General features: G+C 71.8%; 19 protein-coding genes and 1 riboswitch. Of the genes, 11 read left to right on the top strand and 8 right to left on the bottom strand.

Annotated elements, in window-relative coordinates; translation table 11 throughout:
• Positions 1-108: 108 nt before the first annotated feature.
• The 3 genes from ACZ60T_RS13665 to ACZ60T_RS13655 all read right to left on the bottom strand — a co-directional run bounded on the left by ACZ60T_RS13665 (position 109) and on the right by ACZ60T_RS13655 (position 6,119).
• On the bottom strand, positions 109-1,164 hold the full coding sequence (locus tag ACZ60T_RS13665; RefSeq protein ID WP_469665998.1) for a PucR family transcriptional regulator: 1,056 nt from the start codon (positions 1,162-1,164) through the stop codon (positions 109-111).
• A gap of 213 nt (positions 1,165-1,377) precedes the next feature.
• Positions 1,378-2,595 carry a cation:proton antiporter gene (locus ACZ60T_RS13660; protein ID WP_469665997.1) on the bottom strand — a complete coding sequence of 406 codons (1,218 nt, stop codon included), beginning with the start codon at positions 2,593-2,595 and terminating at the stop codon, positions 1,378-1,380.
• A gap of 572 nt (positions 2,596-3,167) precedes the next feature.
• The gene (locus tag ACZ60T_RS13655) at positions 3,168-6,119 is read right to left on the bottom strand and encodes a SpoIIE family protein phosphatase (protein WP_469665996.1); all 2,952 of its coding nucleotides are present in this window, start codon (positions 6,117-6,119) and stop codon (positions 3,168-3,170) included.
• Between the two features lie 163 nt (positions 6,120-6,282).
• On the opposite strand from ACZ60T_RS13655, the gene ACZ60T_RS13650 reads away from it, so the two are divergent.
• Both ACZ60T_RS13650 and ACZ60T_RS13645 read left to right on the top strand, forming a co-directional pair.
• Positions 6,283-10,383, top strand: a complete 4,101-nt coding sequence (locus ACZ60T_RS13650) for a Pls/PosA family non-ribosomal peptide synthetase (RefSeq protein WP_469665995.1) — start codon at positions 6,283-6,285, stop codon at positions 10,381-10,383.
• On the top strand, positions 10,380-11,114 hold the full coding sequence (locus ACZ60T_RS13645; RefSeq protein WP_469665993.1) for a BPL-N domain-containing protein: 735 nt from the start codon (positions 10,380-10,382) through the stop codon (positions 11,112-11,114). The genes ACZ60T_RS13650 and ACZ60T_RS13645 overlap by 4 nt, the downstream gene beginning before the upstream one ends.
• Before the next feature lie 35 nt (positions 11,115-11,149).
• On the opposite strand, the gene ACZ60T_RS13640 is transcribed toward ACZ60T_RS13645, so the two are convergent.
• Both ACZ60T_RS13640 and bla read right to left on the bottom strand, forming a co-directional pair.
• Positions 11,150-11,773, bottom strand: coding sequence for a YceI family protein (locus ACZ60T_RS13640; RefSeq protein ID WP_469665991.1), 624 nt, complete (start codon positions 11,771-11,773; stop codon positions 11,150-11,152).
• Between the two features lie 137 nt (positions 11,774-11,910).
• Positions 11,911-12,837: a class A beta-lactamase gene (gene bla, locus ACZ60T_RS13635; RefSeq protein WP_469665989.1), complete on the bottom strand. Its 927-nt coding sequence runs from the start codon at positions 12,835-12,837 to the stop codon at positions 11,911-11,913.
• A 124-nt stretch (positions 12,838-12,961) separates the two neighbouring features.
• Positions 12,962-13,056, top strand: a riboswitch (TPP riboswitch).
• Between bla and thiD the strand changes: the two genes are divergently transcribed.
• On the top strand, positions 13,048-13,878 hold the full coding sequence (thiD, locus tag ACZ60T_RS13630; RefSeq protein WP_469665988.1) for a bifunctional hydroxymethylpyrimidine kinase/phosphomethylpyrimidine kinase: 831 nt from the start codon (positions 13,048-13,050) through the stop codon (positions 13,876-13,878). It overlaps the preceding riboswitch by 9 nt.
• Before the next feature lie 20 nt (positions 13,879-13,898).
• On the opposite strand, the gene lexA is transcribed toward thiD, so the two are convergent.
• Positions 13,899-14,570 carry a transcriptional repressor LexA gene (gene lexA / locus ACZ60T_RS13625; protein ID WP_365627135.1) on the bottom strand — a complete coding sequence of 224 codons (672 nt, stop codon included), beginning with the start codon at positions 14,568-14,570 and terminating at the stop codon, positions 13,899-13,901.
• Between the two features lie 138 nt (positions 14,571-14,708).
• Here lexA and ACZ60T_RS13620 point away from each other — a divergent pair, with 138 nt between their 5' ends.
• The 7 genes from ACZ60T_RS13620 (at position 14,709) to ACZ60T_RS13590 (ending at position 17,988) form a co-directional block, all read left to right on the top strand.
• The gene (locus ACZ60T_RS13620) at positions 14,709-14,912 is read left to right on the top strand and encodes an antitoxin (RefSeq protein ID WP_365627132.1); all 204 of its coding nucleotides are present in this window, start codon (positions 14,709-14,711) and stop codon (positions 14,910-14,912) included.
• 128 nt (positions 14,913-15,040) lie between these two features.
• A complete protein-coding gene (locus tag ACZ60T_RS13615; RefSeq protein ID WP_469665987.1) occupies positions 15,041-15,229 on the top strand; it encodes a hypothetical protein in 189 nt (62 codons plus the stop codon).
• Positions 15,230-15,234: 5 nt separating this feature from the next.
• A complete protein-coding gene (locus tag ACZ60T_RS13610) occupies positions 15,235-15,579 on the top strand; it encodes an ArsR/SmtB family transcription factor (RefSeq protein WP_365627126.1) in 345 nt (114 codons plus the stop codon).
• Positions 15,576-16,058: an ATP-binding protein gene (locus tag ACZ60T_RS13605; RefSeq protein ID WP_469665986.1), complete on the top strand. Its 483-nt coding sequence runs from the start codon at positions 15,576-15,578 to the stop codon at positions 16,056-16,058. Before ACZ60T_RS13610 ends, ACZ60T_RS13605 begins: the two co-directional genes overlap by 4 nt.
• Positions 16,059-16,256: 198 nt before the next feature.
• Positions 16,257-16,751 (top strand): hypothetical protein, encoded by a 495-nt coding sequence (locus tag ACZ60T_RS13600; RefSeq protein WP_365627120.1) that lies wholly within the window; start codon positions 16,257-16,259, stop codon positions 16,749-16,751.
• Positions 16,748-17,188 carry a pyridoxamine 5'-phosphate oxidase family protein gene (locus ACZ60T_RS13595; RefSeq protein ID WP_469665985.1) on the top strand — a complete coding sequence of 147 codons (441 nt, stop codon included), beginning with the start codon at positions 16,748-16,750 and terminating at the stop codon, positions 17,186-17,188. The genes ACZ60T_RS13600 and ACZ60T_RS13595 overlap by 4 nt, the downstream gene beginning before the upstream one ends.
• A gap of 104 nt (positions 17,189-17,292) precedes the next feature.
• Positions 17,293-17,988: an alpha/beta fold hydrolase gene (locus ACZ60T_RS13590; protein WP_469665984.1), complete on the top strand. Its 696-nt coding sequence runs from the start codon at positions 17,293-17,295 to the stop codon at positions 17,986-17,988.
• Here ACZ60T_RS13590 and ACZ60T_RS13585 read toward each other — a convergent pair.
• Positions 17,972-18,490 carry an inorganic diphosphatase gene (locus ACZ60T_RS13585; protein WP_469665983.1) on the bottom strand — a complete coding sequence of 173 codons (519 nt, stop codon included), beginning with the start codon at positions 18,488-18,490 and terminating at the stop codon, positions 17,972-17,974. The two genes, ACZ60T_RS13590 and ACZ60T_RS13585, sit on opposite strands and share 17 nt — an antisense overlap.
• Positions 18,491-18,664: 174 nt before the next feature.
• Between ACZ60T_RS13585 and ACZ60T_RS13580 the strand changes: the two genes are divergently transcribed.
• Entirely contained in the window at positions 18,665-18,886 is a 222-nt protein-coding gene (locus ACZ60T_RS13580; protein WP_365627107.1) for a hypothetical protein, read from the top strand.
• A gap of 3 nt (positions 18,887-18,889) precedes the next feature.
• Here ACZ60T_RS13580 and ACZ60T_RS13575 read toward each other — a convergent pair whose 3' ends face one another.
• Positions 18,890-19,366, bottom strand: coding sequence for a hypothetical protein (locus tag ACZ60T_RS13575; protein ID WP_365627104.1), 477 nt, complete (start codon positions 19,364-19,366; stop codon positions 18,890-18,892).
• Positions 19,367-19,529 lie beyond the last annotated feature (163 nt).

Genomic DNA, 19,529 nt, shown 5'->3' with positions numbered 1-19,529 from the left:
ACCGGCGCGGGGGGCGCGGATGATCGCGACAGTTGCCATGTACAGACCCGACAGCGATGTTCCCACCAGGATCCCGGCCGCACAGGAGCCGACCGGTCTCCTCCCCGATCACAAGGGCCTGGTCGGCCAGTCGAGCAGCCGGGCGCCTATCACCGCGGTCTGCAAGGTGTAGCGGTGGGCGGGATCGGTGGGGTCGTAGTCGGTCATCGAGTGGATACGCGCCAGCCGGTAGGTCAGGGCGCGCACGCTGAGCGACAGCCGCCGGGCGGTCTCGGCGGCCACGCACCCGGTGTCGAAGTACACGGAGAGGGTCTCGAGCAGGGGCCGCGCCCCGCCCCGTGCCTGCGCCAGCGACCCCAGGGTGTTGCCGACCAGGTCCACCAGCGCTTGCCGGTCCCTGGCCAGGACGGGAAAGACCAGCAGGTCGGCGGCGCGCAGCACGGGGTCGTCGAAGCCCATGCGCTGGGCGACGTCCAGGGCGTTGAGGGCCTCTTCGTAGCTGTGCCCGATGCCGATCACACCCGGCCGGGACCGGCCGATGGCGACCTGGCTGGTGCCCGTGGTGCAGGCGTAGACGAGCTTGGCGAAGTGGGTGAGGACGTCGTCCTGGTCGCCGGGGGCGATGCACAGCATCCGCCCCTCCTTCGTGGTGAACAGGATGCGGCGGTTCTCGAAGCGTGCGAAGAGTTCGCTCACGACCTGCCGGGGCACGGGGTCGGTCTCGTCGTACTTCTCCGGTCCCTCGGCCACCGCGACCGCGTGCGCGCGGGACAGGCGCAGCCCGAACCGCTCGGAGCGGGCCGCGAGATGGCCCGGCTCCCCGCGCCCGTGCAGCAGGTCGTCGATGAACTCGCGCCGGGCCGCCTCCTCCTTGCGGACGACGAGGCGCTGCGCGTGCTCGTATCCGTCGGCGAAGGCGTCCACCGCCTGGGCGATGACGGACAGGACGCTGTCCGGGTCGGCCGCCGCGGGCCAGGCTTCGCGGCCCGCGGTGAGATGCGCGCGTACCAGGCCGCGCCAGCCGTGTCCGGCCTCGGCCGCGCGGGCGCCGAGGGCGCGCCGGGACTCGATCTCGTCGCGTGTCAGGCGCCGGCCGGTGGGCGCGGCGTCGGCCAGGATCTGCTCGAAGCCTTCGAGGAACACCTCGGCAGCGTTCTGGACCATCCTGTCTCCCCCTTCGGCGCGGACCTCGCTCCGCGCGCGTTCACATAGAGCCGCATCACATGGGGCCCCCGCACATGGGACCGCCGCACATGGGGCCGCCGCACATGCGGCCACCGCACATGGGGCCGCGTCATACAGGGCCGTATCACATACGGCCGTCCGGGTGGACGCGTTCGGGCCTGTTCGACGGCCTCGCACCCTACTCCTGCCCTGTCAGCCGTGAGCATGGGCCGCCTCGGCGTCGCGGGCGGCGGCAATCTCGTCGCGGGACTCGGGGGCGGGGCGGCGGCCGATCCGGCGGGCGAGGGGCTCGGTCCAGCGGGCGGCGAGCGGTCCGAGGATGACCAGGATCAGGACGTACGCGGTGGCCAGCGGGCCGATCCGCGGCTCCACACCGACGGCGAGCCCGGCGATGACGATGGAGAACTCACCGCGCGCGACCAAGGTTCCACCGGCCCGCCAGCGGCCCTTGACCGAGACCCCGGCGCGGCCCGCCGCCCAGTACCCGGTGGCGACCTTGGTCAGCGCGGTGACGACGGCCAGGGCGAGCGCGGGGAGCAGCACGGGCGGGATGGCCGCCGGGTCGGTGCTCAGGCCGAAGAAGACGAAGAAGACGGCGGCGAAGAGGTCGCGCAGCGGGGTGAGGAGGTTACCGGCGCCCTCGGCGACCTCGCCGGACAGGGCGATGCCGACCAGGAACGCGCCCACGGCGGCCGAGACCTGGACCTCCTGCGCGAGTCCGGCGACGAGCAGGGTCAGGCCGAGCACGACCAGGAGAAGCATCTCGGGCAGTTCGGAGGAGACGGCGCGGCTCACCAGGCGGCCGTGGCGCAGGGCCACGTACAGGACGACGCCTACGGTGCCGAGCGCGACGAGCAGGGTGAGGGCACCCCCGGCCGGGCTGACCCCGGCGAGCAGGGCGGTGAGGATCGGCAGATAGACGGCCATGGCCAGGTCCTCCAGGACCAGCACGCCGAGGACGGCCGGGGTCTCGCGGTTGCCGAGCCGCCTGAGGTCACCGAGCACCTTGGCGATCACGCCGGAGGAGGAGATCCAGGTGACTCCGGCCAGGGCGACGGCGGCCACCGGTCCCCAGCCGAGGATCAGCGCCGCGAGGGCTCCGGGTGTGGCGTTGAGGACCAAGTCGACCAGGCCGGAGGGGTATTGGGTCTTGAGGTTGGTGACGAGGTCGGAGGCGCTGTATTCGAGGCCGAGCATGAGCAGCAGAAGGACGACTCCGATCTCGGCGCCGGTGGCCACGAACTCCTCGCTGGCCTGCAGCGGCAGGATACCGCCGCGTCCGAAGGCGAGTCCCGCGAGCAGATACAGGGGTATGGGTGACAGGCCCACCCGGCCGGCGAGACGGCCCAACAGTCCCAACGCGAGGATGGTGGCCCCGAGTTCGATGAGCAGCGCGGTGGTGTTGTGCACGGGCGTCTGACCTCCGTGGGATCGGTGCGGTGGCGGCGTCTGTGCCTGGCGGGGCCTGGCGGCGGGGCGGAGCACCGGAAGGGGGTGCCGTGCCGTCGCGTGTACGCGGGGTCGCCTCCGGGGCCGGTCGGCCGCGCGCTGTCGTCCGGCGGGGCGGTGCGCGAAGTGACCGGTGCGGGCGTGGGGTGAGCGAACGGCCCGTCCGTAGGGGCCGGTCGGAGTGGCCGCGGCGGCGGCTCACGTCAGCGCGAGAGGCGGGTGCTCAGACCGCGCTGTCGGTATCAGGAACGCTGTCACGGGCGGCGTTGATCACGCGCACGTGGATGATCCGCCCCATGTCACGCCCCCCTCATGTCGGACCGGAGACACCGGCCGCTGCCCCGATGACGAGCAGTCTCACGCCCAGTGGGGGTAAGCGCTCGATAAGGAACTCTACCGCAGGGTAAATACCTAATATCGCACCGAGTGACGCGTCCATTCACCAATCGGGCGCGGGAACGGCGCGAGAGAGGCCGATAACCGCCGGGTGGCTCGCGGCAGTTCGGCCCGCGCCGGTCGCCGCGCGGTCCGGGTCAGTGTTGTTCCAGGTCCCGGCCGTCCAGGGACAGTTCGTCCAGGTCCTCCTGGAACTCCTCGGTGTTGAGGAGCAGCAGCGGGTCCAGCCCGTCGGGCGGCCCGCCCTGACCGTCCGGGCCGAGCAGGGGCTGTTCGGTCCAGATGCACTTCCCCGTCGAGGTGTAGCGCGCGCCCCACCGCTGGGAGAGCGCCGTGACGAGTTGCAGGCCCCGGCCGCCCTCGTCGTTCTCGGTGGCGCGGCGGATACGCGGCATCGTCAGGCTGCCGTCGAAGACCTCGCAGATCAGTTCGCCCGCGCGCAGCAGGCGCAGCCGGACCGGCCCCTTGGCGTGACGTACGACGTTGCCGACCAGTTCGCTGGCGAGGAGTTCGGTGGTGGGTGTCAGGTTCTCCAGGCCCCAGGCGGAGAGTTGCTCCCGTACATGCTGGCGGGCCTGACTGGCCGCCTTCGGGTCCTTGGGGAGCGGCCAGGAGGCCATCCGCTCGTCGTCCAGCGCGTGCAGCCGGGCGATGAGGAACGCCGCGTCGTCGGCCGCCTGGCTGTCGGCGGGGATCAGTTCGGCCTCCACGGCGTCGCACAGGCGCTCCAGGTCGGCGTCGAGACCCTCCTCGTGGGCGGTGCGCAGGACTTGGGCCAGATCCGCCATGCCCTGGTCGACGTCCCGGTTCGCCGACTCGACCAGCCCGTCGGTGTAGAGCACGAGCAGGCTGCCCTCGGGGACCTTCAAGTCCACTGTCTCGAAGGGCGGGTTCGCGGCGCCCAGCGGCGGGTCGGAGCCCAACTGCGGGAAGTGCACGGTGCCGTCGGGGTGGACCAGGGCGGGCGGCGGATGCCCCGCGCGGGCGATGGAGCAGACCTGGGTGGTGGAGTCGTAGAGCGCGTACAGGCAGGTGACGTACGACTCCTCGCCCATGCCGCCGACGATGTCGTTGAGGTGTCCCATGATTTCGTCGGGGGGCAGTTCGAGGTCGGCCAGGGTGTGGACGGCGGTGCGCAGGCGGCCCATGGTGGCCGCCTCGGGCAGTCCGTGGCCCATGACGTCGCCGACGACGAGGGCGACCTGTCCGCCGGAGAGCGGGATGATGTCGTACCAGTCGCCGCCCACGTCCATGCCCTGCCCGGCGGGGAGATAGCGTGCGGCGGCCGTGCACGCCGGGTCGTCGGGCAGGTCCCGGGGCAGCAGGCTGCGCTGGAGTTCACGGGACCGGGTGTGCTCGGCGTCGTAGAGCCGGGCTCGTTCCAGCGCCTGGGCGACGAGGGCGGTGATCGTGTTCAGCAGGGTGCGTTCCTCGTCGGTGAGGCGGCGGGGACGGTCGAAGCTGAGGACGTTCACCCCGAACGTACGGCCGGACGCGGTCAGCGGCAGGAACGCCCAGGCCTGCTTCTTCGCCAACGCGGCCAGATGGGAGAGTTCGGGGCCGTACGCGGTCATCTCGTGCACCGACGACACGAACAGGGGCGTGCCGGACAGGATCGTGCTCCAGGGCGGCTCGTTCGGTCGGCGCACATGGCCGTCGACCGCTTCGAGGAATTCCTCCGGGTAGCCGAAGGCTCCGACGTTGCGCAACCGGTCTCCCTCGACGGCCTGCACCAGCAGACCGGTGGCGTCGAAGGGCGGCAGCACGCGCCAGGCGACCGCGTCCACCACGTCGCGCGAGGTCGTCGCCTTGGCGAGCGCCGTGGTCAACTCCGTGATGTGCGCGGCCCGTTCGGATGCCGCGCGCTCGGCCGCCTCGCGCTCCTCCTCCATGCGCCGCCGGTCCGTGACGTCGGTGAGGTAGAGGGTGCGGCCGTCGGCGCCCGGGACCAGCCGCAGGTGGTAGCAGCGCCCCGTGTCCGGCATACGCAGATCGAAGCCGGAGGTCCGCTCCATGGCGGCGGCCTGGCGGCAGTGGCTCTCCAGGTCCGGGATCCTTCGCAGGGAGGGCACGTCCCACAGCAGGCGTCCGAGCAACTCCTTCTCGGAGCAGTCCAGGGTGTGTTCCGCCTCGAGGTTGGCGAAGGTGATCCGCCAGTCGTCGTCCACCGCCAGGAAGCCGTCGCTCATGTACCGCAGGGCCCGGCCGAGCGCGTCGCGGGCGGACCCCTCCTTGCTCTCCCACACCACGCCCCGCATATGGCGGGGTCGGCCCTTGCTGTCGTAGATCACCCGGGCGCGGGTCTGCAACCAGCGGTACGTGCCGTCCGCGCGCCGTACCCGGTACTCGATCTCGTACGGGGAGTGGTCGCGGATCGCGCGCTGCGCCGCCGCGAACGTGGGGGCCAGATCGTCGGGGTGCATGTCCCGCATCCAGCCTTCCATCTTCCCGTTGAACTCGGCCGGGTTGATGATGTACAGCTCCAACGCCGCCTGGTCCAGGATCAGTTCGTCGGTCTCGATGTTCCAGTCCCACGATCCGACCTTGACCTCCTGGAGGGCCTGCCACAGGCGCTCGCCGTTGTGCCCGGTCCGGGAGGGTCCGGCCGGTGGCGGCGCCTGGGCCATGCGTTCCTCGATCCAGGCGACCACGGCGCGCAGGAAGTCCCACTGCCGGGGCGTGGGTTCGCCTCCCTCGCCCGTCAGCACGGTGAGCACGGCGATGTTGCGGCCCCCGCCGGACAGCGGCAGGGCGACCAGTCCGGTGCCCGGCCAGGCGATGTCCTCCGTCGACGCCCAGGGCCCCTGGGCGTCGGTGGACATGAGCGGCGCCCACAGACCGTCGTCATGGTGCAGGGCGCGCGCCGGAACCCTCGGGCTCTCCTGGTCGATGGTCTCCCAGGACTGGGTGAGGGCGGACGGCAGGCCGACCGACGAGACCAGGCGCAGCGCGGCCGTCGGGCCGCGCAGATGGATCGTGGCGCCCAGGGCGTCCAACTCGCCCACGACATGCTCCAGCGCCAGCCGGAACACCTCACTTTCCGGCACACCGGGAGCCACCGCACTGAGCAGAGCCAGCCGTGCGTTCATAGTGCGGATTTTATCGTTATCCCACCATGTACAGCCATGTCACCTCAGCACACCCGCTTCCGGTCAGACCCTCTCAGCGTCCTCTCAGCGGGTGCCGCACAGGCTGGGGCGTGACGGGGGAACGACAAGCCTTCACGAACCGAGAAGCGACGAAAGGGAGCCCATGGCCTCCCATACCGCGGCCCGGCCCGTCATTCCGTCCGAGGACCCCACAAGGACCACCCCGGCGACGGACACGGCCTGCCGACTGCACGAGTTCTTCGAATCCACCTGTGACCGCACCCCGTCCGCCGTGGCGCTCGTCTGCGAACAGCGGCATCTGACGTACGCCGATCTGGAGGCACAGGCCAACCGGATCGCCCATCACCTGCGCGGCCTGGGCATCACCTCGGGCACGCGGGTGGCGCTGCTGCTCCCGCGCTCCGTGGACATGTACGCGTCGCTGCTGGGTGCCTGCAAGGCCGGGGCGACGTATGTGCCGATCGACCCGACGTCTCCGCCGGACCGTGTGTCCTACATCCTGGGCGACGCCGAGGTGGCCGTGCTGCTGACGACCTCCGCTCTCGCGCCGGGGATACGGCGGGCGGAGGCCTCCCGGGCCTGCCGGGTGATCGAGGTCGACGCATGGGCCGGTGAACTGGCCGCCCTCCCCACGACCCGCCCCTCCCTCGCGCCGTCGGCCGCGTCCGACCCCCTCGCGTACATCACGTACACCTCGGGATCGAGCGGCAAGCCCAAGGGCGTGGAGATCGCGCAGTCGAGCATCTGCAACTTCCTGCGGGTGGTGACGCCTGTCTACGACGTCCGTCCGCACGACCGGGTGTACCAGGGCATGACCATCGCGTTCGACTTCTCGATCGAGGAGATCTGGCCGACCTGGTCCGTGGGCGCCACGCTCGTCGCGGGACCGGCCGGCCCCGGGCGGCTCGGCGCCGAACTCGCCGACTTCCTGGAGGACACCGACATCACGCTGCTGTACTGCGTGCCGACGCTGCTGGCGACGATCCCGCGCGAGCTGTCGCGCATCCGCAGCATCGTCGTGGGCGGCGAGGCCTGCCCGGAGCCGCTGGTCGAGCGGTGGAGCAGGCCGGGCCGCCGCATCCTCAACACCTACGGGCCGACCGAGGCCACGGTCACCGCGACCTGGCAGGAGCTGCGTCCGGACCGGCCCGTGACCATCGGGCGCCCACTGCCGACCTACTCGGCGGTCCTGCTGGACGAACAGTGCCGGGCCGTGCCCGACGGCGCGGTGGGCGAGATCTGCCTCGGCGGTCCCGGCCTCGCGCGCGGCTATGTGGGACGGCCGGATCTGACCGCCGACCGCTTCATCGAGCACCCGCTGGCGCCTCGGGGCGGCCGGCTCTACCGCACCGGGGATCTCGGCCGGATCGCTGACGGCGGGGAGATCGAGTATCTGGGCCGGGCCGATGCCGAGGTGAAGATCCGCGGCTACCGGGTCGCGCTCGGTGAGATCGACAACGTTCTGCTGGAGGAGCCCGGCGTGGCCGAGGCGGTCACCGCGCTCGTCGCGACACCGGACACGGGCGCCTCACGGTCCGCGGACGGCGCGAGCGAGAACGGCAAGGTCCTCGCCGCCTACGTGGTCCGCGCGACGGACTCCCAGAGCCTGGACAGTTCCTCTGACGAAACCCTCGCCGCCCGCCTGCACGAGCGCCTGCGCCGCACCCTTCCGGCCTACATGGTGCCGTCGTTCCTCGACGTCCTCGACCGCCTCCCGGCCATGCCGAGCGGCAAGGTCGACCGCAAGCGGCTGCCCGCGCCGACCGGACGCAGGCTCGTGGGCACCGGTCACGTGGTGCCCGCGCGGGGCGAGCGGGAGACACGCGTGCGGGACGTCTGGGCCCAGGTGCTCGGCATCCCCGCGCACACCCTGTCGGCCGAGGCGGACTTCTTCACCGACCTCGGCGGACACTCCCTGCTCGCGGCCCGCGTCGTATCCCTGCTGCGCGGCGAGCCGGGCGAGAGCGGCGCCACCCTGCGTGACCTGTACGAACACCCGACGGTGCGCGCGTTCGCGGCGCGGCCGGGCGCCACGTCGGCCCCGGCTCCCGCGGCCGGGCCGCCCCGCCCCGCCCCGATCCGCCACGGCAGCCGCCGGATCGCGCTGACCGGACTCGCGCAGGCCGGGGCGGTCTACGTCCTGCTGTTCGTGCTGACCCTGCCGGTGTCCGTGTCGTACGCCGTCCATCACGGCACGGTCCAGGGCTGGACGGTGGTGCAGCCCATGGTCGCGCTGCTGGCCGCCTACCTCGTCGTACGCTGGATCGCCCCCCTCGCCCTCGCGCGCCCTCTCGCGGCGGGCATACGTCCCGGCCGCTACCCCCTGTGGGGCCCGACCTATCTGCGGCTGTGGCTGCTGAACCTCCTGCTGGTCGGTGTCAGCCCGCTACGGGTGCTCAGCGGCTCCCCGCTGATGGGGGCCTATCTGCGGCTGCTCGGCGCGCGCGTCGGAGCCCGCACCACGATCGCCACCAGCCTCGTCTCCCTGCCGACCCTGCTGAGCGTCGGCAGCGACACCGCGGTCGGCTACGGCGCCTCCCTGCGCTCCTGGCACGTCGAGGACGGATGGGTGACGGTCGCCCCGATCAGCATCGGCGAGCGGGCGTACGTCGGCGCCAACGCGGTGCTCGAACCGGGCGCGCGCATGGGGCACCGCTCGGGCCTCGGCGAGCAGTCCGTCATCGGCCAGGGCGAGGCGGTGCCCGCCGGAGCACGCCGGGCCGGGTCGCCCGCGCGCGCTGTCGAGTCCCTGTCCCCCACTGTCGAGCGCATGCTGGGCAGATCCGGCGCCCCCGACCGCTGGCGGCCCCGTCAGCTCGCCGGTGCGCTGCTCGGTCTGGCCTTCCTGGAGTCGGCCGCGCTGATGATGATCGCGCCGGGCATCGCGCTGTTCTGGTTCGCGTGGCTGCGCTGGGGCACGGGCGCGGGGCTGGTCGCGTCCGCGCTGTCCGGCCCGCTGTCCGTGGTCACGGTGTGCCTCGTGGTCGCCGTCGGCAAGCGCGTGATCCTGCCGCGCGTGCCCACCGGCATCCATCCGGCGCGGTCCTCGCTCGGCGTGCGCAAGTGGATCGCGGACAAGCTGCTGGAGTACAGCCTCACGTTCACCAACCCGCTCTACGCCACCCTCTACACCGTGCCGTGGCTGCGGCTGCTCGGCGCGCGCGTCGGCCGGGGCGCGGAGGTCTCCACCACCGCGTACATCGATCCGGACCTGCTCACCCTCCAAGACGGCAGCTTCGTCGCGGACATGGCGAGCGTCGGCGCCGCCGCCTTCGGGGGCGACCGGATGGCGTTCGGGCCCACCGAGGTCGGCAGCCGCGCCTTCGTCGGCAATGCCTCGCTCGTACCGGCGGGAACGGCGCTGGGAGCGGGCTCGCTGGTCGGCGTGGGCACGGTCCCGCCGCCGGACGGCGCCGCCGACGGCACCACCTGGCTGGGCTCGCCCGCGCTGCGGCTGCCGGTGCGCCAGAGCAGCGGCTCCTACCCGGAGGAGCTGACGTTCCGGCCGACCCGCAAGGCGGTCCTGTGCCGCCTGGGCATCGAGTTCTTCCGCGCCACCATGCCCGCCTCGCTCCTGGCCGCGAGCGCCTACCTGTATCTCCTGACGCTGTCCGGCCTCACCTCCCGTACGGGACTGGCGACGGCGGTTATCGTCTCACCGCTCCTCGCCATGGGCGCGGCGGCCGCGGTCATCCTGTGCTGCGCGGCGGTCAAGCGCGTCGTCGTCGGGACGTACCGGCCGCGCGTCGAGCCGCTGTGGAGCCTGTTCGTACGCCGTACGGAGTTCGTCACCGGTCTGTTCGAGGCCGCCGCGGTCCCGGCCGGGGTCGGTACGCTGGTGGGGACACCGTTCCTGCCCCCGGTGCTCCGCCTCTTCGGCGCCCGCATCGGTCGGCGTACGTGGATCGGGACCACCTTCCTCACCGAGTTCGACCTGGTGGAGGTGGGTGATGACGCGGCGGTCGGGATGAACGTCTCGTTGCAGACACATCTGTTCGAGGACCGGGTCATGAAGATGTCGACCGTGACCGTCCAGGCCAGGACGAGCATCGGCACCCGCGCGATCGTGCTGTACGACGCGGTGGTGGGCGAGGACGTCCGGCTCGGGGCGCTGTCCCTGGTCATGAAGGGCGAACGCCTGACACCCGGGACCAGTTGGCGCGGGCTCCCCGCCGAGGGAGTGGCCGAGCGGGCCGTCGACGACGGGACGCGGTGCGCGGCGATGACGGAGGCGGGGTCATGAGATTCCCCTGGCGACGGCGGGACGGTGAGCACCGGGTGCCGGATGCCGGGACGCCCGGCGAGCAGGGCCGCCCGCTCGCCCTCGTGTACCGGGGCCGGGCCTCGTCGCCCGGTTGCCCCGAGGCGGTCGCGGAACTGCTCGCCGCCGGGCCCTGGAACCTGGACGTCCGCTTCACCGGCCCGCGCGAGGAGCTGCCGCTGACGGCGGAGACGCTCTCGCGCGCCCTCGTGTACGCCCAGCCGGGCGGCGGCACGCTCTCCCCCGCCTACCGCAAGCTGCGGCGGCAGCGCGACGCGATCCGTGACTTCGTCCAGGGCGGCGGCCGGTATCTGGGCTTCTGCCTGGGCGCCTATCTGGCCGGGGCGACCCCCGGGTTCGACCTGCTGCCGGGCGACACCGACCAGTACATCTCCGCACCGGGATGCACGATCCACCACGACGGCAACACCCTGGTCGAGGTGGCGTGGCGGGGCCGCCCCCGCACGGTGTTCTTCCAGGACGGGCCGTACTTCGTCCTCGACAGGAACGCGGACCCGGAGGTCCTCGCCACCTATCCGAACGGGCTGCCCGCCGCGCTGGTGACGCCGTTCGGGGCGGGCCGGGTGGGCGTCACGGGACCGCACCCGGAGGCCACGGACGACTGGTTCACCGACTACGACCTGCCCGTCCAGAACAACCGTGACCTGGCGATGGACCTGGTGGACACGGTGCTGCGGGAACCGCGGCGCTGATAACGCGGGTCATCAGCGCCGACCGACCACACGTGTCAGCGCTGCCTGATCGCCGAGATGTCGAAGACCAGCTTGATCTTGTCCGCGACCAGTACTCCGCCCGTCTCCAGCGCCGTGTTCCAGGTCAGGCCCCACTCCGAGCGCAGGATCTGCGCCGTGCCCTCGAAGCCGACGCGTTCGTTGCCGAACGGGTCCTTGGCCGCGCCGTTGAACTCCAGGTCGAGCGTGAGGGGCTTGGTGATGCCGAGGATCGACAGCTCACCGGTCATGCGGTAGAGCCCGCCGCCCAGGTCCTCCGCCCGGGTGGAGCGGAACGTCATCGTCGGGTACTCCTCGGCCCGGAAGAAGTCCGAGCTGCGCAGGTGGTTGTCCCGGTCCGGCTGACCCGTGTCGACACTCGCCACGTTCACCTCGACGAACGCGCTGGACTTCGACGGGTCCGTACCGTCCAGCCGGAGCGTGCCGGTGAACTCGTGGAAGCCGCCCTTCACATTGGTGACCATGGCGTGGCGCGCCACGAAGCCGATGGAGGTGTGCGCCGGGTCGAGCATGTACTCGCCCGTCAGGGCCGCCAGGTCGGTGGTGGCCTGGCCGGTCATGGCCGCCGTATCGGCCGTGGCGGGCGGGGCCTGGTGCTTCTTGCGGCTGAAGATACCCATGACGTGCTCCTCGGGCGGGGCGCGGGGCGTGCGAAGGGGACCCGCGGCGTCAGGAGGTCGAACTTCCGGCGCTACGGACGTTACGCCGGGTTGCCACGTTCTGCCCTTCGGCGACGGCGGGCCCGGGGGCCCTCGGCTCAGGTGAGGTCGGCGACGATCCGGCGGGTGGCTTCCGTGATCAGGGACTCACGGGGCGGTGTGTGGTAGCCGGGCCGGTCGGACATGAGGGCCAGTACGAGCGGGGCGCTGCCGGTCGGCCATACGAGGGCGACGTCATTGGCCCTGCCGTAGTCACCGGTACCGGTCTTGTTGGCGACCTTCCACCCTCGGGGCAGCCCGGCCCGGATGCGCCGGGGGCCTTCGTTGCGTTCGAGCCAGTCCTTGAGCAGGGCGCGCTTGTCCGCGCTCAGCGCGTCGCCGAGCAGCAGCTTCTGGTGGTCGGTGGCGATCGCCCGGGGGGTGGTGGTGTCGCGCGGGTCCTCGATGCCGTGCCGGTTCAGCTCGGGCTCGTAGTCGTCCATCCTGCTGTGGGGATCGCCGAGTTCGCGCAGATAGGCGGTCAGCTTCGCCGGGCCCCCGAGGTCGCGCATCAGCAGGTTCGCGGCCGTGCCGTCGCTGTAGCGGAGGGCGGCGTCGCACAGTTGCCTGATGGTCATGCCGGTCGCGGTGTGGTCCTTGGTGATCGGCGAGATGGAGTTGACGTCGGCCTCGGTGTAGGTGACGTGGTGGTCCAGGTGGGCGAGCGGGTTACGGTGCAGGACCGCCGCCGCGGCGAACGTCTTGAAGGTGGAGCAGAACGCGAAGCGTTCGTCGGCGCGGTAGGCCATGGTGGCACCGCTGCCGGTCGCCAGCGCGTAGACGCCGAGCCGCGCACCGTGCTCGCGTTCGAGCTCCGCGCACCACGAAGCGTCCACCGTGGGGGCGGGGGAACGGGAGGGGCCGCGTCCCTGCGTCGGAGGCGACGTGGGCGCCGAGCGTTCCTCCGCGCCGCAGCCCGCCAGGGGCAGCAGCGCCGCGGTCGCCAGGAACGCGCGACGGGACGGCCCGAACTCTCCGAAGGACATACGACGTCACCTTCTTTCGTCTGACCCGAGCTCGACCCGAGTTCGACCCGACTCAACGCGCCCGGCAGCGCACAGGTTACGCACAGAACCGCCGATCGCCCCTCCGCACCGCTCTGTTACCGTGGTCCGCGACGCGGGGTGCCCGAACACCGGGCTGAGATCACACCCGTTGAACCTGATCTAGTTCGGACTAGCGAAGGGACGTCGTCGTTGACTGCTGTTCCCAAGGTGCTGTCGATCGCCGGCACCGATCCCAGCGGTGGCGCGGGAATCCAGGGCGATCTGAAGACGTTCTCGGCCCTCGGTGGCTACGGCATGGCCGTGATCACCGGGTTGGTCGCCCAGACCACCACGGGTGTACGCGAGATACTCGAGGTGCCCGCGGCGTTCGTCCACGCGCAGTTGGAGACGCTGCTGACCGACGTCCCCGCGGACGCGGTGAAGATCGGCATGCTGGGCGAGGCGTCGGTCATCCATGCCGTCGCCGAGGCGCTGGACCGGTTCTCCCCTCCGTATGTGGTGCTCGACCCGGTCATGGTGGCCACGAGCGGCGACCGGTTGCTGGCAGCGGACGCGGTGGCCGCGCTGCGTGAGGTCCTGCTGCCCCGCGCCGATCTGATCACGCCGAACCTGCCCGAGGCGGCGGACCTGTTGGGCGACCGGTCGGCCACCGGCGTCGCGGAAATGCGCGATCAGGTACGGCGGTTGCACCGGCTCGGGGCCCGGCGCGTACTGCTGAAGGGCGGCCATCTGGACGGCGGCACCTGTGTGGACGTCTACAGCGCGGGCGAAGGCCCGGTCGAGATCGCGGTGCCGCGGATCCCGACACGTCATACCCATGGCACCGGTTGCACCCTGTCCTCGGCGATCGCGGCGCTACGGCCCCGCAGTTCGGACTGGCTCACGGCCGTCCGGGAGGCCAAGGACTACCTCACGGGGGCCCTGCGCGCCGCCGACACCCTGCATGTCGGACAGGGACACGGGCCGGTCCACCACTTCCACGCGCTCTGGCGGGACGAAGGGCACGCTCTGGCGCGGTGAACGGGCCCGGACACCACGGCTCACAGCATCCGCAGCACGCCCACGACCTTGCCGAGGATCCGCGCCCGGTCGCCGCGGATCGGCTCGTAGGCCGGGTTGCGGGGCATGAGCCACACCTGCCCGTCCTGGCGGCGCAGTTGCTTGACGGTGGCCTCGTCACCGAGGAGCGCGGCGACGATATCGCCGTGGTCGGCGCTGTCCTGTCGGCGGACGGTGACGATGTCGCCGTCGCAGATGGCCGCGTCGATCATGCTGTCACCGGACACGGTCAGGGCGAACAGATCGCCCTCGCCGCACAGTTGGCGGGGCAGCGGATAGACGTCCTCCACCATCTCCTCGGCCAGCAGGGGCGCCCCGGCGGCGATCCGCCCGACCAGGGGCACCTCCACCGGCGGCACGGCCTTCGCGTCCAACTCGGGGGCCCAGGACGGCCGTACCTGGTAGGCGCGCGGCCGGTTGGGGTCGCGGTAGAGGATCCCCTTGCGTTCGAGGACCATCAACTGATGCGCGACCGACGAGGTGCTCGCCAGGTGCACGGCCCGCCCTATCTCGCGCATCGAAGGCGGGTAGCCCTGCCGCTCGACCGTGTCGGTGATGAACCGGACGATGTCCTTCTGACGGCGCGTCAGTTCGCCTTCGACGGCTCCACTGCCCGGCGGCCGGCCCCGGCGTGCTCGCGGGCTGCTCTCCATCTCGGCACCTCCGTACACGATCGCGCGCAAGGCGACCCTATCCCGCCTCCCGCACGGGCGGAATACCCACCGCACGCGCATGGGATCATGGTCCGGAACCCGGTGCGCAGACCGCATCGCCGAAGGAGGACACCCCCGATGTTCGACGCGCTGAAGAACCTCAAGGACAAGGCCGAGGAACTCGCCGAGAGCCATGGCGAGACCATCAGCCAGGGACTGACGAAGGTCGGCGAGTTCATCGACGACAAGACCGACCACAAGTACAGCGACAAGATCGACACCGGGGTGGAGAAGGCCCAGGACTTCGTCGAGCACCTGGGCGAGAAGAAGTCCTCCGACTGAACCGGGCCACGACCGTCCACGCCTTCCTGCGCCCGGCGAGGTCGCATAGTCTGGAAGAGTTCTTCGTTGTGAAGAGTTCTTCAATTCACCAACCGCCGTGCACATGGGCCGTTCGGGAGGAGGCCCGGATGCGCGAATCCGAGTTCGCCGAGGCGATGCTCCAGCGGATACGGCAGGCGCGGACGGCCCTCGCGGCGGCGCGGGCGGCCGACGACGTCTTCGCCGAGGCCGTCGCCCAGGACGAGTTGGAGGACGCCGTGCGCCTGGCCCGGCGGCACGGGATCCGCGTGACTGACACCGACAGGCAAGAGGAGTGATCCGGGTGCCGGTTCCGGTTCCGCTGTACGAGGCGAAGGCGGAGTTCTTCCGCATGCTGGGGCACCCGGTGCGCATCCGGGTCCTGGAGCTGCTCCAGGACGGCCCGAAGCCGGTACGGGATCTGCTCGCGGCCATAGAGGTCGAACCGTCCAACCTCTCCCAGCAGTTGGCCGTGCTGCGCCGCTCCGGCATCGTGACCGCGACGCGCACGGGCTCGACGGTCGTGTACGAACTGGCCGGAGGCGATGTGGCGCAGTTGCTCGCCGCCGCCCGCCGGATCCTCGCCGTCCTGCTGGCCGGACGCCAGGATCTGCTGGCGGAACTCCGCTCGGGGGAGACGGCGTCTTGAGAGGCGCGGGCAGGTTCCGGCTGCCCTGGCGGCGGGAACGGCGGACCGCGGCCCCCGCGCCCCTGCCGCCGCCTGTCCGACGCCATGTCGCCTCCGTGGAGTTGGGCCCGCGAGCGGTCGGACGGGCCCGGGAAGCCGTGGCCGCGCAGTTGCCCGCCGCCGGGGTCGCACCGGGGTCGGCGTTCGCGGACGCGGTGCTGCTGGTGGTCAGCGAGCTGGTGGCGAACGTCCTGCGGCACGCGGACCGCTCACCGGTGATGGATGTCGGACTGACGGCCTCGGGCGGGCACTTGGTCGTCGGTGTGGCGGACGCCGAGCCCCGGCTGCCTGATCTCAGCGAGGAGGGCATGGGGGCCGGGCTGCGGATGGTCACGGAACTGGCCGCCGAGTACCACGGCGAGGTCAGCGTGGAACCGGCCGTCGACCGCAGCGGCAAGGTGGTCCTCGTACGGTTCGAACTCCCCGCCGAGCGGGCGTAGCCGAGCGGGGCACGGCAAGATCCTCTGCCACAAGGGGCCGACCGGCCCTGTGTGCACCCCTGTCGGCCGGTGGACCGCCGTCCTTCGAGGGGGGAAGGATCAGGTGTTCCCGGGGGTGGCCATTCCCATGGCCCACCCCCCGTGCCACCGTGCCGGAACAGGTTCGGCGCGAAGGCAGCGGAGGAAGGACTGCCGTAAGTGATCGCTCTCGTGGGTCACCCCGATCTCACCGCGCCCACCCTGGCGATGCTGGAGGAGGAGCTGCGCCGTCGGCTGTCCGACTTCGCACGCGCGGGACGGGCCGGACTGGTCCGTGCCGGTCGGGGACTGCCGCTCGTCTTCGGCCGGGCGGCCCGCGCCGCGGGCCTGCCGCTGGTGACCGTGCTGCCCGCCAAGAAGGGGCTGCCCACGGTGCTGAAGGAGGCCGACCTCAAGGCCGCCGGTGAACTCCTGGTGCTCTCCGAGCAGGTACGGCTGCTGGAGTACGACCCGGCCGACCGCGGCGCCTGTGTGGGCGCGGACGAGAGTGTGCTCCGCGCCTGCGAGGGGCTGCTGGCGGTGTGGGACGGCTCCCCGTCCAACGGCAGGGACGCGACGGCGCATCTGGTGGCCTACGCGCGCAGCAGCGGCATCGCCGTGGACGTGTTCTGGCCCACGGGTGCGCGGCGCATGGCCGCGGAGGAGGCGTCGTGAACCCTGTGCGTGCCGAACGGGCCGCCGCGGCGCACCACATGGTGGAGGTGAGCCGGGACGAGGCGCTGCGGCTGCTCGGCACGGTCGAGATGGGCCGGGTGGCCTTCACCGAACAGGCGCTGCCCGCGATCCGTCCGGTCAACCACGTGGTGGGGGACGACGGCACCATCGTGATCCGCACCCACACCGGCTCCACCCTGCTCGGGCACTCTTTGGCCTCCGAGGTCGTGGCCTACGAGGCCGACCGGATCGACCCGGTCACCCGCACCGGCTGGAGCGTCGTGGTCACCGGGGTCGCGTCCCGGGTGACCGCCCCCGACGACGTGGCCCACTACCGGCGTCTGCTGGTCCCGTGGGTCAACGCCGAGATGGCGCATGTGGTGCGCATCGTCCCCGAGTTGGTGGCGGGCTATCGCCTCGAGGCGGCTCCCTTGTAGGACGTCCACCCTGGGGTGATGACACGCACGCTCGTTCGAAGTGAGGCGTTCTGCTGCCGGCAGAGCCTCTCGCGGTCGTACGGGAGAGGCGACAGGATCGAGCCATGCAACCGATCTTCGTTCTCGTGCACAGCCCGTCTGTAGGCCCCTCGACCTGGGCCCCCGTGGCCGACCACCTGACGTCGGCGGGGTACCGGGTACGGGTGCCGTCGCTGCTGCACGTGGGCGCGGGTGCGCCGCCGTTCTGGCCCCGCGCCGTCGACGCCGTCCGCGCCGACCTGCGCCAGGTCCCGGCCGACACCCCGGTCGTCCTGGTCGCCCACAGCAACGCGGGCCTGTTCCTCCCGGCGATCCGCGCGGGCCTCGACCACCCGGTGGCCGCCTCGGTCTTCGTCGACGCCGCGCTGCCCGCCCGCGAGGGCGAGACCCCGGTGGCCCCGCCCGAACTGCTGGACTTCCTCCGCCCGATGGCCGTGCACGGCGTCCTGCCGCGCTGGACCGACTGGTGGGACGAGGCGGACATCGCCCCCATGTTCTCCGACCCGGTGATGCGGAAGACGGTCGTCGAGGAGCAGCCCACGCTGCCGCTGTCCTACTACGAGCAGCGCATCCCGGTCCCCGCCGACTGGGCCGACCACCCCTGCTCCTACCTGCTGTTCGGCCCGCCCTACGAGGAGCAGGCCGCCGAGGCGCGCGAGCGCGGCTGGCGCGTGGCGCATCTGCCCGGCGAGCATCTCCACCAGATCATCGACCCGGCGGGCACGGCACGGCACCTCGTCGAACTCACCACGACGACGTGATCCGCCTCGGTACGGACGGCGGTGTCCAGTCCAGGCATCCGGTCAGCCGCTCATAGGCGTGATGGGCGTCGGCCAGCAGGTGCTCCGCCTCGCTGCGGGTGCCGCAGTCGGTGACCTCGTAGGGGGTCCGTGGCCGCAAGCGGGTCAGGACGGCGGCCCAGGCGTCCAGGGCGGCGGGCCGGTGCGCCGGGTCGTCGGTGTCCGCCGAGCCGCCGACGCGCGGGTCCTCGGCCACGCACAGCAACACCGGAGCCACCGGGAGCGGCTGCGGGGCGGCCAGGTGCAGGACGGCCAGCGGGAGCGCCGGGACAGTGGCGCCGGGCAGGGCGGGTTCGGGCATCAGCACCAGGGCGTCCAGCGGCTGGCCCTCGTCCAGGGTGTCGGGGATGTGACCGTGCCCGACCGGCCAGCCGCCGGAGGTGAGACGGCCGGACACGACGTCGTCGACCGTACGGAGGGCGGACGAGGCGGTGGCGTCGATGTCGACGGTGATCCGGAGCATGTCCTGACCTCCTCACACACGGGCCCGGTCGGAAGCTGGTCAGAAGCTGAGGACCGGCGGTACGCCCCTCGCCGTATACCGGCAGTCTCCCGCCGTCCCTCCGGGGCGGCAACCATGGGCCGTCCGCGCCCCGCCCGAGCTGCGGGCCGCCCGAGGTCGGCGCATGGTAGTCGTATGAGAGGGCGCCGTCCACCTGTGGTCGTACTGCCGCTGTCGCCGGACGGTGGTCGACGGGTCACGATCCACGGCGAGCGCATGGGCATGGCGTACAGCCTGTTCGACGTGATGGACTTCCTGCATCGCGCCGGGCTGCCCACCACGGACACGGCCGTCGACGACCCCGAACTGATCGAGTGGCGCGGCGGCGGACCCTACGAGTGGAACGACACTCCGTAGGAGCTACTGCGCGTTCCCGCCGCCCGGCACCCGCAGCGTGAACCAGCCGACCTTGTGGCCGAACAGCCACACCAGCCCCAGATACAGATCCGGTGTGGCCTGCCGGATCTCGTCCCGAACTCCCTGCGCCAGAAGGGATGTTCGGGAGTAGTCGACGACGATGCAGTCCTGTCCGTCCAGTTGGCTCGGCCCCACCGTGACCGTGCCGACGACGGCGAGCAGGTCCAGCGGTGTGAGCCGGTTGCTCAGATGGCCGTCCGGGCTGAAGAGCTTGCCGCGCCACAGGTTCAGTCCGACGAACACGGCGAGCAGCCGGGCTCCGACACTCCCCGCCCACGGGAGGACGGCCGTGCCCTCCATCGGGCCCTTGGGGATCTCACCGGGCGGGCTGGTACGGAAGATCTCCTCCAGTTCCTCTTCCTTGGCCTTCAGCAGCTCGATCTCGTCGAGTACCACGGTGGTCCTCCTGGCCGTCGTCATCGCCGTCACGCTCGCACCCCGTCTCTGACCGCTGGGATCACCGCTTCACGCGATCCGCCGCGTGCTCCACCATGAACGCGGGCGGCGGGGCCCACCACCGCTGGTGCGCTGAACGGCCGCACCGGTAGCCCATGGGGTGGTGTGACGCACGCGCGCGAGGGAC

It is taken from the genome of Streptomyces sp. NPDC104371 (genome assembly GCF_055583785.1).
Note: the sequence above shows the minus strand (reverse complement) of the source record. Positions and strands in the feature narration are given on the sequence as shown.